Here is a 15,254-nt window from a genome sequence, read left to right on the forward strand (position 1 = left end):
ACCAGCCGTGTTCGGCAACTATCTGATCGGCCTGCGCGAGGGGCTGGAGGCCAGCCTGGTCGTCTGCATCCTCGTCGCGTACCTGGTGAAGACCGGGCGCCGGGACGCCCTGCGTCCCGTGTGGATGGGCATCGCGATCGCCTGCGCGCTGTCCCTCGCCTTCGGCGCGATGCTCGAATTCGGCACCCAGGAGCTGACCTTCGAGGCGCAGGAGCTGCTCGGCGGCACCCTGTCGATCATCTCGGTGGGTCTGGTGACGTGGATGGTCTTCTGGATGAAGCGCACCGCGCGCCACCTGAAGGCCGATCTGCACGGCAGGCTCGACACGGCGCTCGCCATGGGCACCGGCGCGCTGGTCGCCACCGCCTTCCTGGCCGTCGGCCGTGAGGGCCTGGAGACGGCGCTGTTCGTGTGGGCGTCGGTACGGGCCAGCGGCGAGGGTTCGTCGGCGCCGCTGATCGGTGTGCTGCTGGGCATCGGCACGGCGATCGTGCTCGGGTACCTCTTCTACCGGGGCACCCTGAAGATCAATCTGGCGAAGTTCTTCAAGTGGACCGGCGCCATGCTGGTGGTCGTCGCCGCGGGCGTGCTCGCGTACGGGGTCCACGACCTCCAGGAGGCCCGCTTCCTGGGCGGTCTCGGCAACAAGGCCTTCGACATCAGCGAGACGGTCCCGCCGGACAGCTGGTACGGGACCCTGCTCAAGGGCGTCTTCAACTTCCAGCCGGACCCCACCGTCCTCCAGCTCACGGTGTGGCTGCTGTACCTGGTCCCCGTGCTGACGCTGTTCCTCGTGGACCGCGGCCGCCCGGCGGCGCCCCCGCTGAAGGCGCGGCCCGCGGACGCGGGGACGGACTCCACTCCCGCCGGCTGACGGGCGGCAGCAGAATGTCGGCCGACAGGCTGTGGTGCAGGGCTCTCGGGCCCCTCACCACAGCCTGTCGGTGTTTCCGGGGTACAGCGGGACGCGGGCTCCCGTGAAGGCGGCGCGGTCCCGGGCCGGTTCGTCCGTGAAGAAGGCCGCCACCACCACCTTGTCGAAGCCCGGTGCGTCGGTGGCCAGGGGTTGCCCGGGGGTCCCGCCGACCAGCACCGTGCCCGGCAGCACCGGGAAGCCTGCCGCCTCGTAGAACGGCGCCAGCGGCCGGTCGCAGCTGAACAGCGCCAGGTCCACGGCCGGGTCCGCCGCCAGCTCGGCGCGGGCCGCCGCCACCAGCCGCGCCCCGCATCCCCGGCCACGCAGCGTGGACCGGGTCACGACCGCGCTCAGCCCGGCCGCCCGGTACGTCCGCCCCGCGAGCCGGATCTCCTTGAACAGCAGTGCCAGCGAGGCGGCCACGGTGCCGTCCGCGGTCAGCAGGAGCAGGGCCCGCGGGGCCAGCGCCGGGTCGTGCCCGGGCTCGGCCCCCGGCCAGGCCGCGGCCTCCAGCTCCGCGACCTGCCGCGCCGGCCCTGCGGGCAGGTCCGCCTCCGCGTAACGGACCACCCTCACGAATCCAGCCCCTCCGGAGTTCGAGGCGCGGGGTCCGGGGCGGAGCCCCGGGAATCCGGGCCGATGGATTCGCTCACGGGATGCGCACGCCCTCGCCGCCCACCCTGACCCGGGGGTCACCGGCGCGCAGTTCCACGGTGAGCACTCCGGGGCGGCCCATGTCCGCGCCCTGGTGGAGGGTGAGCACGGCGTCCGCCGGGACCAGGCCGCGTTCGCGGGCGTACGCGCCGAAGGCGGCCGCGGCGGCTCCCGTGGCGGGGTCCTCGACCACTCCGCCGACCGGGAAGGGGTCCCGTACGTGGAACTCCGCCGGGCCCGCCCGGTGCACCAGCTGGACCGTGGTGAGGTCCAGACGGCGCATCAGGGCCTCCAGCCGGGCGAAGTCGTAGGCGAGGTCCGCGAGCCGGGCCCGGGTGCGGGCGCCGAGCACCAGGTGCCGGGCCCCGGCATAGGCGATCGCGGGCGGGAACGCCGGATCCAGGTCGGCCTCGGGCCAGTCCAGGGCGGCCAGCGCTTCGGCGAGGTCCGCGGCGCCGATCTCCTCGGTGTGCGGCTCGACGCTGGTGAGCGTGGCCCGCAGCTGCCCGCCCTCGGAGGTGACGGACACCGGTACGGTGCCGGCTCGGGTGGCGAGGAGGATCTCCCCCGGTCCGATCCGCTCGGCCAGCGCGACGGCCGTGGCCACGGTCGCGTGCCCGCAGAAGGGGACCTCCGCCTTGGGGCTGAAGTAGCGCACGGTGAAGGCCCGGCCCTCCCCCTCCGGACCGCCGAACCCCTCGGGCGGCGCGGTCAGGAAGGCCGTCTCGCTGTAGCCCAGCCCGGCGGCGATCTCCAGCATGGCGCTCTCGTCGAGGCCTGCGGCGTCGAGCACGACCCCGGCGGGGTTGCCGCCGTCCGGGTCGTGGGAGAAGGCGGTGTAGCGCAGCACTTCGGTCGTCATGATCGGCTCAACCCCGGCCGCCCGTGCGCCATTCCCGGCCGCCGGCCGGGCCGTCCGCCGGGCCGTCGGTCACACGGTCGGCCACACGGTCGGCCGCGCCGTCAGCCGCGGCCGATGTACGGCATCGAGGTCGCCATCACCGTCGCGAACTGCACGTTCGCCTCCAGCGGGAGCTCCGCCATGTGCAGGACGGTGCGGGCCACGTCGGCGGCGTCCATCACCGGCTCGACGGCCAGCTGCCCGTTGGCCTGGAGGATGCCGGTCTGCATCCGCTCGGTCATCTCGGTCGCCGCGTTGCCGATGTCGATCTGGCCGCAGGCGATCCGGTACGGCCGTCCGTCCAGCGACAGGGACTTGGTCAGGCCCGTCATGGCGTGCTTGGTCGCGGTGTACGCGATGGAATTCGGGCGGGGCACGTGCGCCGAGATGGAGCCGTTGTTGATGATGCGGCCGCCCTGCGGCTCCTGCCGCTTCATCTGCCGGAAGGCGGCCTGCGCGCACAGGAAGGCGCCGGTCAGGTTGACGTCGACGACCGAGCGCCAGGCCTCGTAGCTGATGTCCTCCAGCGGAACCCCGCCGGGGCCGAAGGTGCCCGCGTTGTTGAAGAGCAGGTCGAGGCGCCCGTATCGCGCGCGAACCGACTCGAACAGAGCAGTCACCTCGTCCGGGTCGCTCACGTCCGCCCGTACGCACAGCACGTCGGCGCCGTCACCGGCGGCCCTCGCGGTCTCCTCCAGCGGCTCGGCCCGGCGACCGGCGACGGCCACGGCCCAGCCGGCGGCTGCCAGCGTCAGCGCCACGGAGCGACCGATCCCGGAACCGGCGCCGGTCACCACGGCGATTTTCTTCGTACTTTCGTCCATGGGGCCGCAGGGTACGTCACACGGCGCCCCGCTCCCCGGACGTTCCGTTTGCTGAGAGCATGGGTCGGTCAGGGGTGCGTAGATCAGATGAGAAGACTGGAGTCCCGCATGCCGGAGAGAGGCCCCGCGACGGCCCCCTCGCACGACTCGTCGCCCGATTCGCCCTCTGCCCCCACTCCCCCCATTGCCACGGTTCCCCTGACGGCCGCACGCCGCACGAGCCTTCTGGTCACCTTCATACTCGGCGGGCTCACCGCCCTCCCCCCGCTGTCCATGGACATGTACCTGCCGGCCCTGCCGCAGGTCACCGACGCCCTGCACAGCCCTGCCGCGACCGTCCAGCTCACCCTCACCGCCTGCCTCGCCGGTATGGCCCTGGGTCAGCTCGTCATCGGCCCGATGAGCGACAAGTGGGGCCGCCGCCGGCCCCTGCTCACCGGGATGGTCGTCTACGTCCTGGCCACCGCGATCTGCGCGCTCGCCCCGACCACCGAGCTGCTGATCTCCTTCCGGCTCCTCCAGGGTCTGGCCGGCGCCGCCGCCATCGTCATCGCACGGGCCGTCGTACGCGACCTGTACGACGGCGACGAGATGGCCCGGTTCTTCTCCACCCTGATGCTCATATCCGGGGCCGCCCCGATCATCGCCCCACTGATCGGCGGCCAGGTGCTCCGCTTCGCCGACTGGCGCGGGGTCTTCCTCGTCCTCACCGTCGTCGGCGCGGTGCTCACCCTGATGGTCTGGCGCGGCCTCGGCGAAACCCTCCCGCCCGAGCGGCGGCACACCGGCGGGGTCGGCTCGGCGCTGCGGACCATGCGCGGGCTGCTCGGCGACCGCGTCTTCGCCGGCTACACCCTGACCGGCGGCTTCTCCTTCGCCGTGCTCTTCTCCTACATATCCGCCTCGCCGTTCGTGGTGCAGGAGATCTACGGGGCCTCGCCCCAGGCCTTCGCCCTGCTCTTCGGGCTCAACTCCGTCGGCCTGATCCTCGTCGGCCAGATCAACGGCAAGCTGCTGGTGGGCCGGGTCCGCCTGGACAAGGTGCTGGCCGTCGGGCTCGCCGTCGTCACGGCCGCCGCGGTGGCGCTGCTGCTGATGTCGACCGGGGTGTTCGGGGAGGTCGGGCTGACCCCGATCGCGGCCGCCCTGTTCGTCCTCATGTCGGCCATGGGTGTGGTGCTGCCGAACACCAACGCGCAGGCCCTGATGCGGACCCCGCACGCGGCGGGATCGGCCTCCGCGCTCCTCGGCACGTCCTCGTTCCTGATCGGCGCGATCGCCTCGCCGCTGGTGGGAATCGCGGGCGAGGACACGGCCGTCCCCATGGCCGTGGTCCAGCTGGTGTGCGCCCTCCTCGCCGTGAGCGCCTTCCTCGGCCTGTGCCGCCCCTGGCAGAGCGCATCCGCCAAGGCCGGCCTCGCCGGCGTTTGAGGCCCGGGGTCCGGGGCGCAGCCCCGGGCAGTGGCCGACCCGGTCGCGGCATAAACTTCGCAGGTGAACGCCTCCGCCCCCACCACCGCCGAATCCCTCCGCAGCACACTCGGCGGGCTGCTCGACGGACTCCCGCCCAAGCAGGCCGCGGCCGCCGTCGAGCGGCTCATCGCCAGCTACCGGGGGCAGACCCCGACCGACGCGCCCGTGCTGCGCGACCGCTCCGACGTGGCGGCGTACGCGGCGTACCGGATGCCCGCCACCTTCGAGGCCGTCCGGGGCGCCCTCGGCGGGCTGGCCGAGGCGGCCCCCGACTGGGCGCCCGCCTCCCACGTGGACGTGGGCGGCGGTACGGGAGCGGCGACCTGGGCCGTGGACGCCACCTGGGACGGCCCCCGGGAGACCACGGTGCTGGACTGGGCGGAGCCGGCGCTGACCCTCGGCCGCGAGCTCGCGGCCGCCTCGGCCTCCGAGGTGCTGCGCGGCGCCGCGTGGCGGCGGGCCGTCATCGGCGCGGGGCTGAGCCTCCCCGAGGCCGACCTCGTGACGGTGTCGTACGTACTCGGCGAGCTGACCCCGCAGGCGCGCACGGCCGTCGTCGCCGAGGCGGCGCGGGCCGGGCAGGCCGTGGTGCTGATCGAGCCGGGCACGCCGGAGGGCTACCTGCGCATCCGGGAGGCCCGCGACCAGCTGATCGCGGCCGGGCTGCGGATCGCCGCCCCGTGCCCGCACGACGGGACCTGCCCGATCCAGGTCGGCCAGGACTGGTGCCACTTCTCGGCACGGGTCAGCCGGTCCTCCCTGCACCGGCAGGTCAAGGGCGGCTCGCTCCCCTACGAGGACGAGAAGTTCAGCTACGTCGCCGCGACCCGTTTCCCGACGGAGCCGGCCACCTCCCGGATCACGCGGAAGCCGCAGATCCGGAAGGGGCTCGTCCTGCTGGAGCTGTGCGGCCCCGAGGAAGCGGGCCTGACGAAGGTCAACGTGACCAAGCGCCAGGGCGATCTCTACAAGGCAGCACGGGACGTCGACTGGGGCCGGGCCTGGCCCCCGGCGCCGTAACGGGCCCTACGGCCGCAGCTCCTGGGTGCAGCACTTCACGCTGCCGCCGCCCTTGAGCAGCTCGCCCAGGTCCATCGGGACCGGCTCGAAACCGCGGTCGCGCAGCGGCGCCAGCAGCCCGGTCGCCGCCTGCGGGAGCAGTACGTGCAGGCCGTCGGAGACGGCGTTCAGGCCGAGGGCCGCCGCGTCCCGGCCGTCGGCGATCAGCGCGTCCGGGAAGAGCCTCCTGAGCACCCCCTGGCTGCCGGGCGAGAAGGCGTCCGGGTAGTACATGATCTCGTCGCCGTCGAGGACGCTGAGCGCCGTGTCCAGGTGGTAGTAGCGCGGATCCACCAGGTCGAGGCCGATGACCGGGCGGCCGAAGAACTCCTGGGTCTCGTCGTGCGAGAGCGGGCTGGAGCGGAAGCCCCGGCCGGCCAGGACGTAGCGGTCGGTGACCGCGAAGTCCCCCTCGCCCTCGTTGACGTGGGACGGCTCGTGGATGTCGGTGTAGCCGTCGGCACGGAACCAGTCGAGGTGGATCTCGGCCTCGGCGGCCCGTTCCGGATAGGCGAACCGGGCGCCCAGGACCCGGCCGTCGACGACGAGCGCGCCGTTCGCCGCGAAGACCATGTCGGGCAGCGCGGGGTCGGGTTCGAGGGTCTCGACGATGTGCCCGAGGGCGCGGTAGCGGTCCCTCAGGTCCTCCCACTGGGCCATTGCGAGGGGCAGGTCCACCGGTTTCGTGGGATCCATCCACGGATTGATGGAGTACGTGACCTTGAAGTGTGCGGGTGGGCACATCAGGTAGCGCCGGGGTGTGGCGTCTCTGCGCAAAGAAGGCTCCTCACGACTTTCACGACTCTGGACGAGTGCTGGAGAGAATCGTCTCTCCTCCACCAGGACAGCACAGTGAACTGATTGGGTGGTTTAAGCAAACCTCTGGAAAGACGAGACGTCTCGCTTTGGTAGTTTCGGGCCATGCCCAAGACCCCTGACGCCACCCGCCGCAGCGACCGCTCCCGCCGCGCCATCCTCGACGCCGCGCTCGTCCTCGTCGGGGAGGTCGGCTACAACAAGCTGACCATCGAGGCCATCGCCGCCCGCGCGGGCGTCGGCAAGCAGACCATCTACCGCTGGTGGCCGTCGAAGGCCGCCGTCCTCCTCGACGCCTCGCTGGCCCTCGCCGGGGACGCGGAGACGGAGGCCGAGTGGACCGGCTTCCCCGACACCGGGGACCTCGCGGCCGACCTGAAGCACGTCCTGCGGGCGACGGTCGACGAGTTCAACGACGAGAAGTACGACGCCCCCGCGCGCGCCCTGACCGCGGCCGGGGCCACCGAGCCCGAGCTCGGCGCCCGCTTCACCGAGCAGTTGCTGGAGCCCCAGCTCGCCCTGTACGAGGCACGGTTGCACACCGCCCGGGAGGCCGGCCAGCTCGTACCCGACACCGACCTGCGGCTGACGGTGGAGATGCTGCTGGGGCCGCTCACCTACCGCTGGCTGCTGCGCACCGCGCCCCTGACGCACGCGTACACCGACGCGCTCGTGGACCGGGTCCTGGGCGGGGTGGCCAACGTCACCGCCCGCTGACGGGCCGATGGCCGGGAACAGGTCGGGCAGATTTGGCCTGATTCTTGGGTTTTGTGGTGGTTTCAGGCCACCCATCTCCAACCCCCCGGTCGTCGGTAGCGGTCACCCGGGGCTCAGGATGGTGGGACCATGGGTTGGTCCGCCGGGGATACGGTGAGGTGAGGGGATAGATGGGGTCTGAGTCCGGCCGCGTCAAACGCGGCGAGCAGAGCAGGATTTCCCAGTGGCTGCGCCGGCGGCAGAAACCCATCGCCGAGGACCCCGGAGTCGAGCGCGAGGCGCTCCTCCTGGCCGTCGCCGCCACGGGCCTGCCGCTCGCCCCCGCCGCCCATCCCGCCGGTTACCGGTGTTCGTGCGACCGGATCGGCTGTCCGACGCCCGCACGGCACCCCGTCTCCTTCGCCTGGCAGACCCAGTCGACCACCGACCGCGCTCAGGTCGAGCGCTGGGCGCGCAACGAGCCCCAGGCCAACTTCATCACCGCGACCGGCATGGTCCACGACGTGCTCGACGTCCCGCTGGAGGCCGGCGCCGACGCCCTGGCCCGCCTGCTGGAGGCCGGGATCGAGGTCGGCCCCGTCGCCGAATCGGGCGGCACCGGCGACCAGGCCCGGATGCTCTTCTTCACCGCCACCCGCGGCACCCCCGAGGACGAGGACGAGTGGTGGCCGTGCGCCCTGGACTGCCACCCCGAGACGATGGACGAACACCCGGGCCTGCGCTGGCACTGCCGCGGCAGCTACGTCCTGGTCCCGCCGGCGGCCCTGCCCGGTGACCAGGCGGTGACCTGGGTCCGCGGCATCGAGCACACCCTCCCGGACCCGCTCACCCTCCTGGAAACCCTCACGGACGCCTGCGCCGCGTACGCGGACACCACGGACCGCACCCCGGCCACGGTCGCCTGGCCCCTGGGCCGCTAGGCCGGCTCTTTCGGATCCTGCCGGGCCCGCGACGCCCGGCACCGTACCCGGCCGAATTCAGCCTCGCCGGCGTTTGAGGCGCGGGGGTGCGGGGGCAGAGCCCCCGGTACGGCGCGTCAGTGGTGGATCTGCGTGACCACCACGTCGAGGGACCACGCCTTGCCCGCCTTCGCAGGGGCCTCGGCCTCGACCGTGTAGCCCAGGTCCCGCAGGGCCGTGACCAGTTCGGCGGGCGAAGCCGGAGCGGCCCCGGCCAGCAGCAGGTCCCGTACCAGCCGCCCCTTGGTCGCCTTGTTGAAGTGGCTCACCACCGACCGCTTCTCCACCCCGTCCACCATCTGCGAGTGCAGCACGCGGACGCTCGCGGTCCGCCCCGCCACCTCGCCCTTCGGCTTCCATGCGGTCCCGTAGGCCGCCGACCGCAGGTCCAGCACCAGCCCGTCCCCGGCCGCCTCCGGCATGACCTCTTCCATCGGCCCCCGCCAGTACGCGCCGAGCGCACCCAGCCCGGGCAGCTTCACCCCCATCGAGCAGCGGTACGAGGGGATCGCGTCGGTGATCCGGACCGCGCCCCACAGCCCCGAGAAGACCAGCAGCGCGTCCTGCGCCAGGGCCCGTGCCGCCGCCGGCAGGTCGGCCAGGCCGAGCGCGTCGTAGAGCACGCCCGTGTAGATCTCGCCCGCCGGACGGGCGCCCGCCGTGCGCAGTTCCACGTTCTTGGCGACCTCGCCGCGCAGCCCCTCGCTCAGACCCAGTATCTCGCGCGCCTTCGTCTCGTCCGCCGCGCACAGCTCGACCAGCTCCTCCAGCACCGCCGCACGGGCCGGGGCGAGACCGGGCAGCGACAGCGTCTCCGGCTTCAGGGGTGCGCCGGAGCCGCCGGCGGCCTTTCCTTCGGACGGCGGCAGCAGCACGAGCACGGTGGTTCTCCTTCGGTACGACATCGCAGGGGGTGCGGCCCCCGGGCCAGGGTAGACGTCCGCGGCCCCCGCCCGCCGCGCCGTCCGGGCCCGCGGCCCCACTCGCCGCGCCGTACGCGCCCGCCGCACCTACGCTCGACGCATGCCACGCCGTCAGATGCACATGACCGGCGCAGACGGGGCTGCTCTGCGGGCCGCGCTGCGTGAACTGCGGACGAAGCTGGAGGTGCCGGAGGCGTTCCCGGCGGCGGTCCTCGCGGAGGCCGAGCACGCGGCGGCGCACCCCCGGCTCCCGGACCTGGACAGCACCGACATCCCCTTCTTCACGATCGACCCGCCGGACTCCGTCGACCTCGACCAGGCCATCCACCTCGCGAGGCGCCCCGGCGGCGGCTACACGGTCCGCTACGCCATCGCCGACGTCGCCGCCTTCGTCACCCCCGGCGGCCCGCTCGACACCGAGGCGCACCGCCGCGTCACCACCCTCTACTTCCCCGACGGAAGGGTCCCGCTGCACCCGGCCGTCCTCTCCGAGGGTGCGGCCAGCCTCCTGCCCGACCAGGTCCGCCCGGCGCTGGTGTGGCGGTTCGACCTGGACCCCGACGGCCGGGTGGAGACCGTCGACGTCCGCCGGGCCCTGATCCGCAGCCGGGACAGACTCGACTACGAGGGCGTCCAGAAGGCCATCGACACCGGCACGGCGGAGGAGCCGCTCGCCCTGCTGAAGGACATCGGCCGGCTCCGCGAGGCCCTGGAACAGGCCCGCGGCGGCATCTCCCTCAACGTGCCCGAGCAGGAGGTCGTCGAGCGCGACGGCTCGTACGCGCTGACCTACCGCGCCCCGCTGCCCGCCGACGGCTGGAACGCGCAGATCTCCCTGATGACCGGCATGGCCGCGGCCGATCTGATGCTGGCCACCGGCACGGGCATCCTGCGCACCCTGCCCAGCGCCCCCGACGGCGCGGTCGGCAGGCTGCGGCGGACGGCGAAGGCCCTGCGGATCGACTGGCCGCACCACGTCCCGTACGCCGAACTCGTACGCTCCCTCGACCCGCACCGCCCCGCCCACGCCGCCTTCCTCCAGGAGTGCACGGCCCTGCTGCGCGGCGCGGGCTACACCGCGTTCACCGGCGGCGAGAGCCCCGACCCGGCGATCCACTCCGCGGTGGCGGCCCCGTACACGCACTGCACGGCGCCGCTGCGCCGCCTCGTCGACCGGTACGCGGGCGAGCTGTGCGTGGCGGCGGTGGCCGGAACCGAACCGCCGGACTGGGTGATGGCGGCGCTCCCCGCGCTCCCGGACGAGATGGCGCAGGGCGCGCGGCTGGCGAACACGGTGGAGCGGGAGTCCGTGGACCTCGTCGAGGCGGCCGTGCTGAAGGACCGGGTCGGGGAGACCTTCGAGGCCACGGTCATCGATGTCAAGGACCGGGAGCCGCTGGTGGGCACGGTCCACCTGGAGGACCCGGCGGTGGTCGGCCGCGTCGAGTCCACCGGGTCCGCCCTGCCGCTGGGCGACCGGATCCGGGTCCGGCTGGCGCAGGCCGACCCGGGCACGTCGAAGATCCTCTTCGCGCCGGTCCCGGAGGGGAGCGGCTAGGCGGGGGTGGGTTGCCGGCGCAGGGCGGCGACGAGGGCGCGCGGGTCGTCGGCGTGGAAGAGGTCGGCCCGTAGCCGTTGGGGCGCCGCTCCGGTTCCGGGAGCAGCCCGACATGGTGGTAGTGGCGGATCGCCCGGGTGGTGACCCCGACGACCGCGGCGATCTCTCCGATCCGCATGCGCCCAGTAGAAACCCTGCCGCTGCGTCAAGGTCAAGCGAGGCCGTCGCCACGGGTAACATGGTCGCCACGGCAGACGAGTCGGCCGGGCGGCCGCGTCGGGATCCTCGGATCCCGCCGAGGAACGTCCGGGCTCCACAGGGCAGGGTGGTGGGTAACGCCCACCCGGGGTGACCCGCGGGACAGTGCCACAGAAAACAGACCGCCAGGGGCTTCGGCCCCCGGTAAGGGTGAAACGGTGGTGTAAGAGACCACCAGCGCCTGAGGTGACTCAGGCGGCTAGGTAAACCCCACCCGGAGCAAGGTCAAGAGGATCCGTCCCCGGACGGGTCTGCGCGAACGCTTGAGGGCTGCCCGCCCGAGTTCGCGGGTAGACCGCACGAGGCCGGTGGCAACACCGGTCCTAGATGGATGGCCGTCTCCCCGGCGACCGCGAGGTCTCCGGGCGACAGAACCCGGCGTACAGGCCGGCTCGTCTGCCGCTTCCACTCCCGTTCGGAGCAGCGGCCCCCGCTCCGGCCCGCTCGGCGGCGGACCGGCCCGACCCGGGCTCTGCCCTCGGGCGCCGGCGGGCTCGGACTGCGTCCCCGCCACCGGATCCCGGCAGTCGGTGCACACGCCTTCCGGCGGTCCGGCCGATGCGGCACTCTCAGCCACATGAGCGATCACCCCGCCCGCGCGGCCGCGGCTGCCGCGCACATACGCGACCTCGCCGAAGCGACCACCGACCCCCGCCACGCCTACGCGACCCCCGCCGAGATCGCTGCCGTGACCGGGAGCCTGCGCGAACTCGGCCGCCATCTCGAAGACGCGTTGCGCCATCTGGAGGTCCACATCGGGCGGCGTGACGACGGCGACTGGGCCGCACCGGACGGGGCACGGCCCCGGCCGTACGCGCGACAGGCGGGCGGCGCCGTCCAGTCCGCCCGGGCCGAGGCGCGGAACATGGTCCGCGCCCTCGACCGGGCGATGGAGGCCCTCGGCCCCTTCAAGCCCGCGCCCTGACGAGGCCTACCGCAGGTGCGACGTGTCGTTCAGGAGGCGGACCGAGGCGTTGCCGTCCGCGTAGTAGGCCACCGCCGAGAGGGAGGCCGCCGACAGTTCCATGCGGAACAGGGCTTCCGGCGGGGCGCCCAGGGCGAGGCGGACCAGGATCTTGACCGGGGTCACGTGGGTGACCAGCAGGACCGTGCGGCCCGCGTGCGCGGCCAGCAGGCGGTCGCGGGTCGCCGAGATCCGGCGGGTGGCGGCCATGAAGCTCTCGCCGCCACCGGTGGGTGCCGCCTTCGGGGAGTCCAGCCACGCCTGGAGGTCCTCCGGGAAGCGCTCCTGCACCTCTGCGAAGGTCAGACCCTCCCACGCCCCGAAGTCCACCTCGCGCAGGCCCTCTTCGACCGTCACGGTGAGCCCGAGGCGGACCGCGACGGCCTGGGCGGTCTCGCGGCAGCGGCGCAGCGGGGAGCTGATGACCGTCTGGATGGTGCCGCGGGCCGCCAGCGCCTCGGCCACCGCGGCGGCCTGGCGCCGGCCCGCCGGGGACAGTTCCGGGTCGCTGCCGCCGCTGCCCGAGAAGCGCTTCTGCGGGGTGAGGGCGGTCTCGCCGTGCCGCAGCAGGACGAAGGTCGCGGGGGCGCCCATGTCCGGGCCCCAGCCGGCCCCGGTCGTCACCGCCGGAGCCTCGGAGTCCAGGCAGGGCTCGATCGCGTCCGCCAGGGCCCCGGCGTCGGCGAACAGCGTGTCGGCGAGCTCCTGTGCCGCCGCGGCCCCGGCACCGGAGGCACCAGCGGCACCCACGGCTGCGGCCAGGGCCGAGCGGACCGCCGCCGCGCCCGCTGCGGCGTCACCGGGCGGGCCCGACGGCGCCGGCGCCGTGGCCAGGGCGCGCGCCGCCCCGTGGTCGAGGGCGGCCGTGGACGCCGACGGCTCCCACTGCTCGCCGCGCTTGCCCGCGTCCATCGCCTCGTTGGCGAGCCGGTCCGCGTGCTTGTTCCGCTCGCGCGGGATCCACTCGTACGTCACCTGCGCGCGCGGCAGGATCCGCGCGGCCTCGGCCGCGAGCGGCTTCATGTCCGGGTGCTTGATCTTCCAGCGGCCCGACATCTGCTCGACGACCAGCTTCGAGTCCATCCGCACCAGGACCTGCGCGTCGGACGCCAGGTCACGGGCGGCCGCGAGCCCGGCGATCAGGCCCTTGTACTCCGCCACGTTGTTCGTCGCGACGCCGATGTACTCGGCGCGCTCGGCCAGCGTCTCGCCCGTCGCCGGGTCGAGCACCACCGCGCCGTAGCCGGCGGGCCCGGGGTTGCCCCGGGACCCGCCGTCCGCCTCCACGACAAACTGCGGCATCAGATGCCCGAGTCGGCCGTACGGACCAGGATGCGGCCGCAGTTCTCGTGACGGACGACCTGGTCGCGGGGCGCGGCCTTGATCTCGTTGACCTCGGCCATGTCCAGCTCCAGCCGGCAGCCCTCGCAGCGGCGCTGGTAGAGGCGCGCGGCGCCGACCCCGCCCTGCTTGACGCGGATCTTCTCGTACAGCGCCATCAGATCGGTCGGCATGGACGCGACGATGACCTCGCGGTCCTTGGTGACCTTGGCGACCTCGGTGTCGATCTCGGTGGTGGCCGCGTCCCGGCGCGCGGTCGCGTCCGCGACCTTCGCCTCCAGGGCGGAGACGCGCTCGGTGAGCCCGGTGACGCGCTCCTGCGCGCCCTCCAGGCGCTCCATGACCTCCAGGACCACGTCCTCCAGGTCACCCTGGCGCTTGGCGAGGGAGACGACCTCGCTCTGCAGGTTCGCCAGGTCCCGGGCCGAGACGCCCACGCCCGAGTCGAGCCGCTGCTGGTCGCGGACGGCGCGCTGGCGCACCTGGTCCACGTCCTGCTCCGCCTTGGTCTGCTCGCGCGCGGTGTCGCTCGCCTGGGTCTGGGCGGCGACGAGCAGGTCGCGCTGCTGCGCCAGGTCCTTGGTGAGCGAGTCGAGCTCGGCGTGCTCGGGCAGCGACTTGAGCTTGTGGGCGAGCTGAGACAGCCGGACGTCCAGCGCCTGGACGTCGAGAAGTCGGATCTGGTCGGCGGGCTCGGCGTTCAGTTGGGGGCTCCAGAGATAGAAGGGGGTGTGACGGACGGCGCGTGGGCCGTCCACGGGTCGGTGACCGTGCGCGAGACGTGGGTACGCAGACCCCAGCCGTGGCGCTCGGAGATGGCGTCGAGCTGCGCGGCCGCCTGCTCGCACCAGGGCCACTCGGTGGCCCAGTGGGCGGCGTCGACGAGAGCGAGCGGGCGGCTCTGCTCGCGGGCCTCGGAGACCGGGTGGTGGCGCAGGTCGGCGGTCAGGAAGACGTCCACACCGGCGGCGCGGACCTGCTCGAAGAGGCTGTCTCCGGAGCCGCCGCTGACGGCGACGCGGCGGACCGGCATGTCCGGGTCCCCGGCCACGCGGATGCCCTGGGCGGTCGGCGGCAGCCAGGCCGCGGCGCGCGCGGCGAACTCGCGCAGCGTCTCGGGGTGGTCCAGTTCGCAGATCCGGCCGAGGCCGCGGCGGCCCTCCGGGTCGCTGGGGTCGGGCACGAGCGGCCCGGTGATCCGCAGGTCCAGGGCGCCGGCGAGGGCGTCGGAGACTCCGGGGGAGGCGGTGTCGGCGTTGGTGTGGGCGACGTGCAGCGCGATGTCGTTCTTGATCAACGTGTGCACGACGCGGCCCTTGAAGGTGCCGGCCTCGACGGTGGTGGTGCCCCGCAGGTAGAGGGGGTGGTGGGTGATGATCAGGTCGGCGCCCAGCTCGACCGCCTCGTCGGCGATCTCCTGGACCGGGTCCACGGCGAACAGGACCCGGGTGATCTCGGCGTCCGGGTCGCCGCAGACGGTTCCGACGGCATCCCACTGCTCGGCCCGCGAGGGGGGCCAGAGAGCGTCCAGCGCGGCGATGACTTCAGAGAGACGGGGCACGGGCCAAGGCTACCGTCCGGGGCGACCGTCCCGGTCAGCCCCGTCCGGCCCCATCCGGCGCCGCGCGCCCGGGACGCCGCGCAGGTCGCCCGGGACCCGGTCGGCGGCGGTCACGGCGGGGCAAGGGTGTGCCGGGTCCCGTCCGGTACGCCCTCGGCCCGGACCTTCCGCACGGCCGCGGCCCGGGGCGGCGGTGGACCTGGGGCGGCAGTGGACCCGGGGCGGCGGTGGACCTGTGGCGGCCGGCTTCTCCGCGCTCCTCGCCGCGGTCCTCGCTGCACGCCTCGCCGCGCTGCGCTGCGACCGCGGTGAGGACGACGGCGGTGGCCG

General features: G+C 73.7%; 15 protein-coding genes, 1 other RNA gene and 1 pseudogene. 8 read left to right on the plus strand and 9 right to left on the minus strand.

The annotated features are described in order from the left end of the window. Positions 1-7 precede the first annotated feature (7 nt). Positions 8-874 carry an iron uptake transporter permease EfeU gene (gene efeU, locus IE257_RS01875; protein WP_189963836.1) on the plus strand — a complete coding sequence of 289 codons (867 nt, stop codon included), beginning with the start codon at positions 8-10 and terminating at the stop codon, positions 872-874. Positions 875-928: 54 nt separating this feature from the next. Here efeU and IE257_RS01880 read toward each other — a convergent pair whose 3' ends face one another. The 3 genes from IE257_RS01880 to IE257_RS01890 form a co-directional block, all read right to left on the minus strand. Next, positions 929-1,492, minus strand: a complete 564-nt coding sequence (locus IE257_RS01880; protein ID WP_189963838.1) for a GNAT family N-acetyltransferase — start codon at positions 1,490-1,492, stop codon at positions 929-931. A 73-nt stretch (positions 1,493-1,565) separates the two neighbouring features. Next, positions 1,566-2,432 carry a PhzF family phenazine biosynthesis protein gene (locus IE257_RS01885; protein ID WP_189963841.1) on the minus strand — a complete coding sequence of 289 codons (867 nt, stop codon included), beginning with the start codon at positions 2,430-2,432 and terminating at the stop codon, positions 1,566-1,568. 101 nt (positions 2,433-2,533) lie between these two features. Beyond that, positions 2,534-3,295, minus strand: a complete 762-nt coding sequence (locus IE257_RS01890; RefSeq protein ID WP_189963843.1) for an SDR family oxidoreductase — start codon at positions 3,293-3,295, stop codon at positions 2,534-2,536. 108 nt (positions 3,296-3,403) lie between these two features. Here IE257_RS01890 and IE257_RS01895 point away from each other — a divergent pair, with 108 nt between their 5' ends. After that, entirely contained in the window at positions 3,404-4,726 is a 1,323-nt protein-coding gene (locus IE257_RS01895) for a Bcr/CflA family multidrug efflux MFS transporter (RefSeq protein WP_189963845.1), read from the plus strand. A 63-nt stretch (positions 4,727-4,789) separates the two neighbouring features. Then, positions 4,790-5,788 (plus strand): small ribosomal subunit Rsm22 family protein, encoded by a 999-nt coding sequence (locus IE257_RS01900; RefSeq protein ID WP_189963847.1) that lies wholly within the window; start codon positions 4,790-4,792, stop codon positions 5,786-5,788. A 6-nt stretch (positions 5,789-5,794) separates the two neighbouring features. Here IE257_RS01900 and ddaH read toward each other — a convergent pair whose 3' ends face one another. Further along, complete coding sequence (gene ddaH, locus IE257_RS01905; RefSeq protein ID WP_372453030.1) at positions 5,795-6,667, minus strand: dimethylargininase; 873 nt, start codon at positions 6,665-6,667, stop codon at positions 5,795-5,797. A gap of 81 nt (positions 6,668-6,748) precedes the next feature. On the opposite strand from ddaH, the gene IE257_RS01910 reads away from it, so the two are divergent. Both IE257_RS01910 and IE257_RS01915 read left to right on the plus strand, forming a co-directional pair. Continuing rightward, entirely contained in the window at positions 6,749-7,360 is a 612-nt protein-coding gene (locus tag IE257_RS01910) for a TetR/AcrR family transcriptional regulator (protein WP_189963851.1), read from the plus strand. A gap of 170 nt (positions 7,361-7,530) precedes the next feature. Then, positions 7,531-8,280, plus strand: coding sequence for a bifunctional DNA primase/polymerase (locus tag IE257_RS01915; RefSeq protein WP_189963853.1), 750 nt, complete (start codon positions 7,531-7,533; stop codon positions 8,278-8,280). 116 nt (positions 8,281-8,396) lie between these two features. Here the strand turns inward: IE257_RS01915 and yaaA are convergent, their stop codons facing one another. After that, positions 8,397-9,200: a peroxide stress protein YaaA gene (gene yaaA / locus IE257_RS01920; protein WP_189963855.1), complete on the minus strand. Its 804-nt coding sequence runs from the start codon at positions 9,198-9,200 to the stop codon at positions 8,397-8,399. A 142-nt stretch (positions 9,201-9,342) separates the two neighbouring features. Here yaaA and IE257_RS01925 point away from each other — a divergent pair, with 142 nt between their 5' ends. Further along, complete coding sequence (locus tag IE257_RS01925) at positions 9,343-10,800, plus strand: RNB domain-containing ribonuclease (protein ID WP_189963857.1); 1,458 nt, start codon at positions 9,343-9,345, stop codon at positions 10,798-10,800. A gap of 70 nt (positions 10,801-10,870) precedes the next feature. Here IE257_RS01925 and IE257_RS01930 read toward each other — a convergent pair. After that, positions 10,871-10,978, minus strand: a pseudogene (locus IE257_RS01930) (MerR family DNA-binding transcriptional regulator); the annotation flags it as partial. Between the two features lie 77 nt (positions 10,979-11,055). Between IE257_RS01930 and rnpB the strand changes: the two are divergent. Together rnpB and IE257_RS01940 are read left to right on the plus strand one after the other, a co-directional pair. Further along, positions 11,056-11,457: RNase P RNA component class A (gene rnpB / locus IE257_RS01935), an RNA gene on the plus strand. Between the two features lie 178 nt (positions 11,458-11,635). After that, a complete protein-coding gene (locus IE257_RS01940; RefSeq protein WP_189963859.1) occupies positions 11,636-11,983 on the plus strand; it encodes a hypothetical protein in 348 nt (115 codons plus the stop codon). A gap of 6 nt (positions 11,984-11,989) precedes the next feature. Here the strand turns inward: IE257_RS01940 and IE257_RS01945 are convergent, their stop codons facing one another. Genes IE257_RS01945 through IE257_RS01955 form a run of 3 tightly spaced genes read right to left on the minus strand, consistent with a single transcriptional unit; the run spans position 11,990 to position 14,924 of the window. Next, the gene (locus IE257_RS01945) at positions 11,990-13,324 is read right to left on the minus strand and encodes a bifunctional RNase H/acid phosphatase (protein ID WP_189963861.1); all 1,335 of its coding nucleotides are present in this window, start codon (positions 13,322-13,324) and stop codon (positions 11,990-11,992) included. Then, positions 13,324-14,067, minus strand: coding sequence for a zinc ribbon domain-containing protein (locus tag IE257_RS01950; RefSeq protein WP_189964738.1), 744 nt, complete (start codon positions 14,065-14,067; stop codon positions 13,324-13,326). The genes IE257_RS01945 and IE257_RS01950 overlap by 1 nt, the downstream gene beginning before the upstream one ends. Then, positions 14,064-14,924 carry a Nif3-like dinuclear metal center hexameric protein gene (locus IE257_RS01955; protein WP_189963869.1) on the minus strand — a complete coding sequence of 287 codons (861 nt, stop codon included), beginning with the start codon at positions 14,922-14,924 and terminating at the stop codon, positions 14,064-14,066. Before IE257_RS01955 ends, IE257_RS01950 begins: the two co-directional genes overlap by 4 nt. Positions 14,925-15,254: the final 330 nt, after the last annotated feature.

Origin of the sequence: Streptomyces avidinii, assembly GCF_014650695.1 — a bacterium.
Lineage (GTDB): Bacteria > Actinomycetota > Actinomycetes > Streptomycetales > Streptomycetaceae > Streptomyces > Streptomyces avidinii.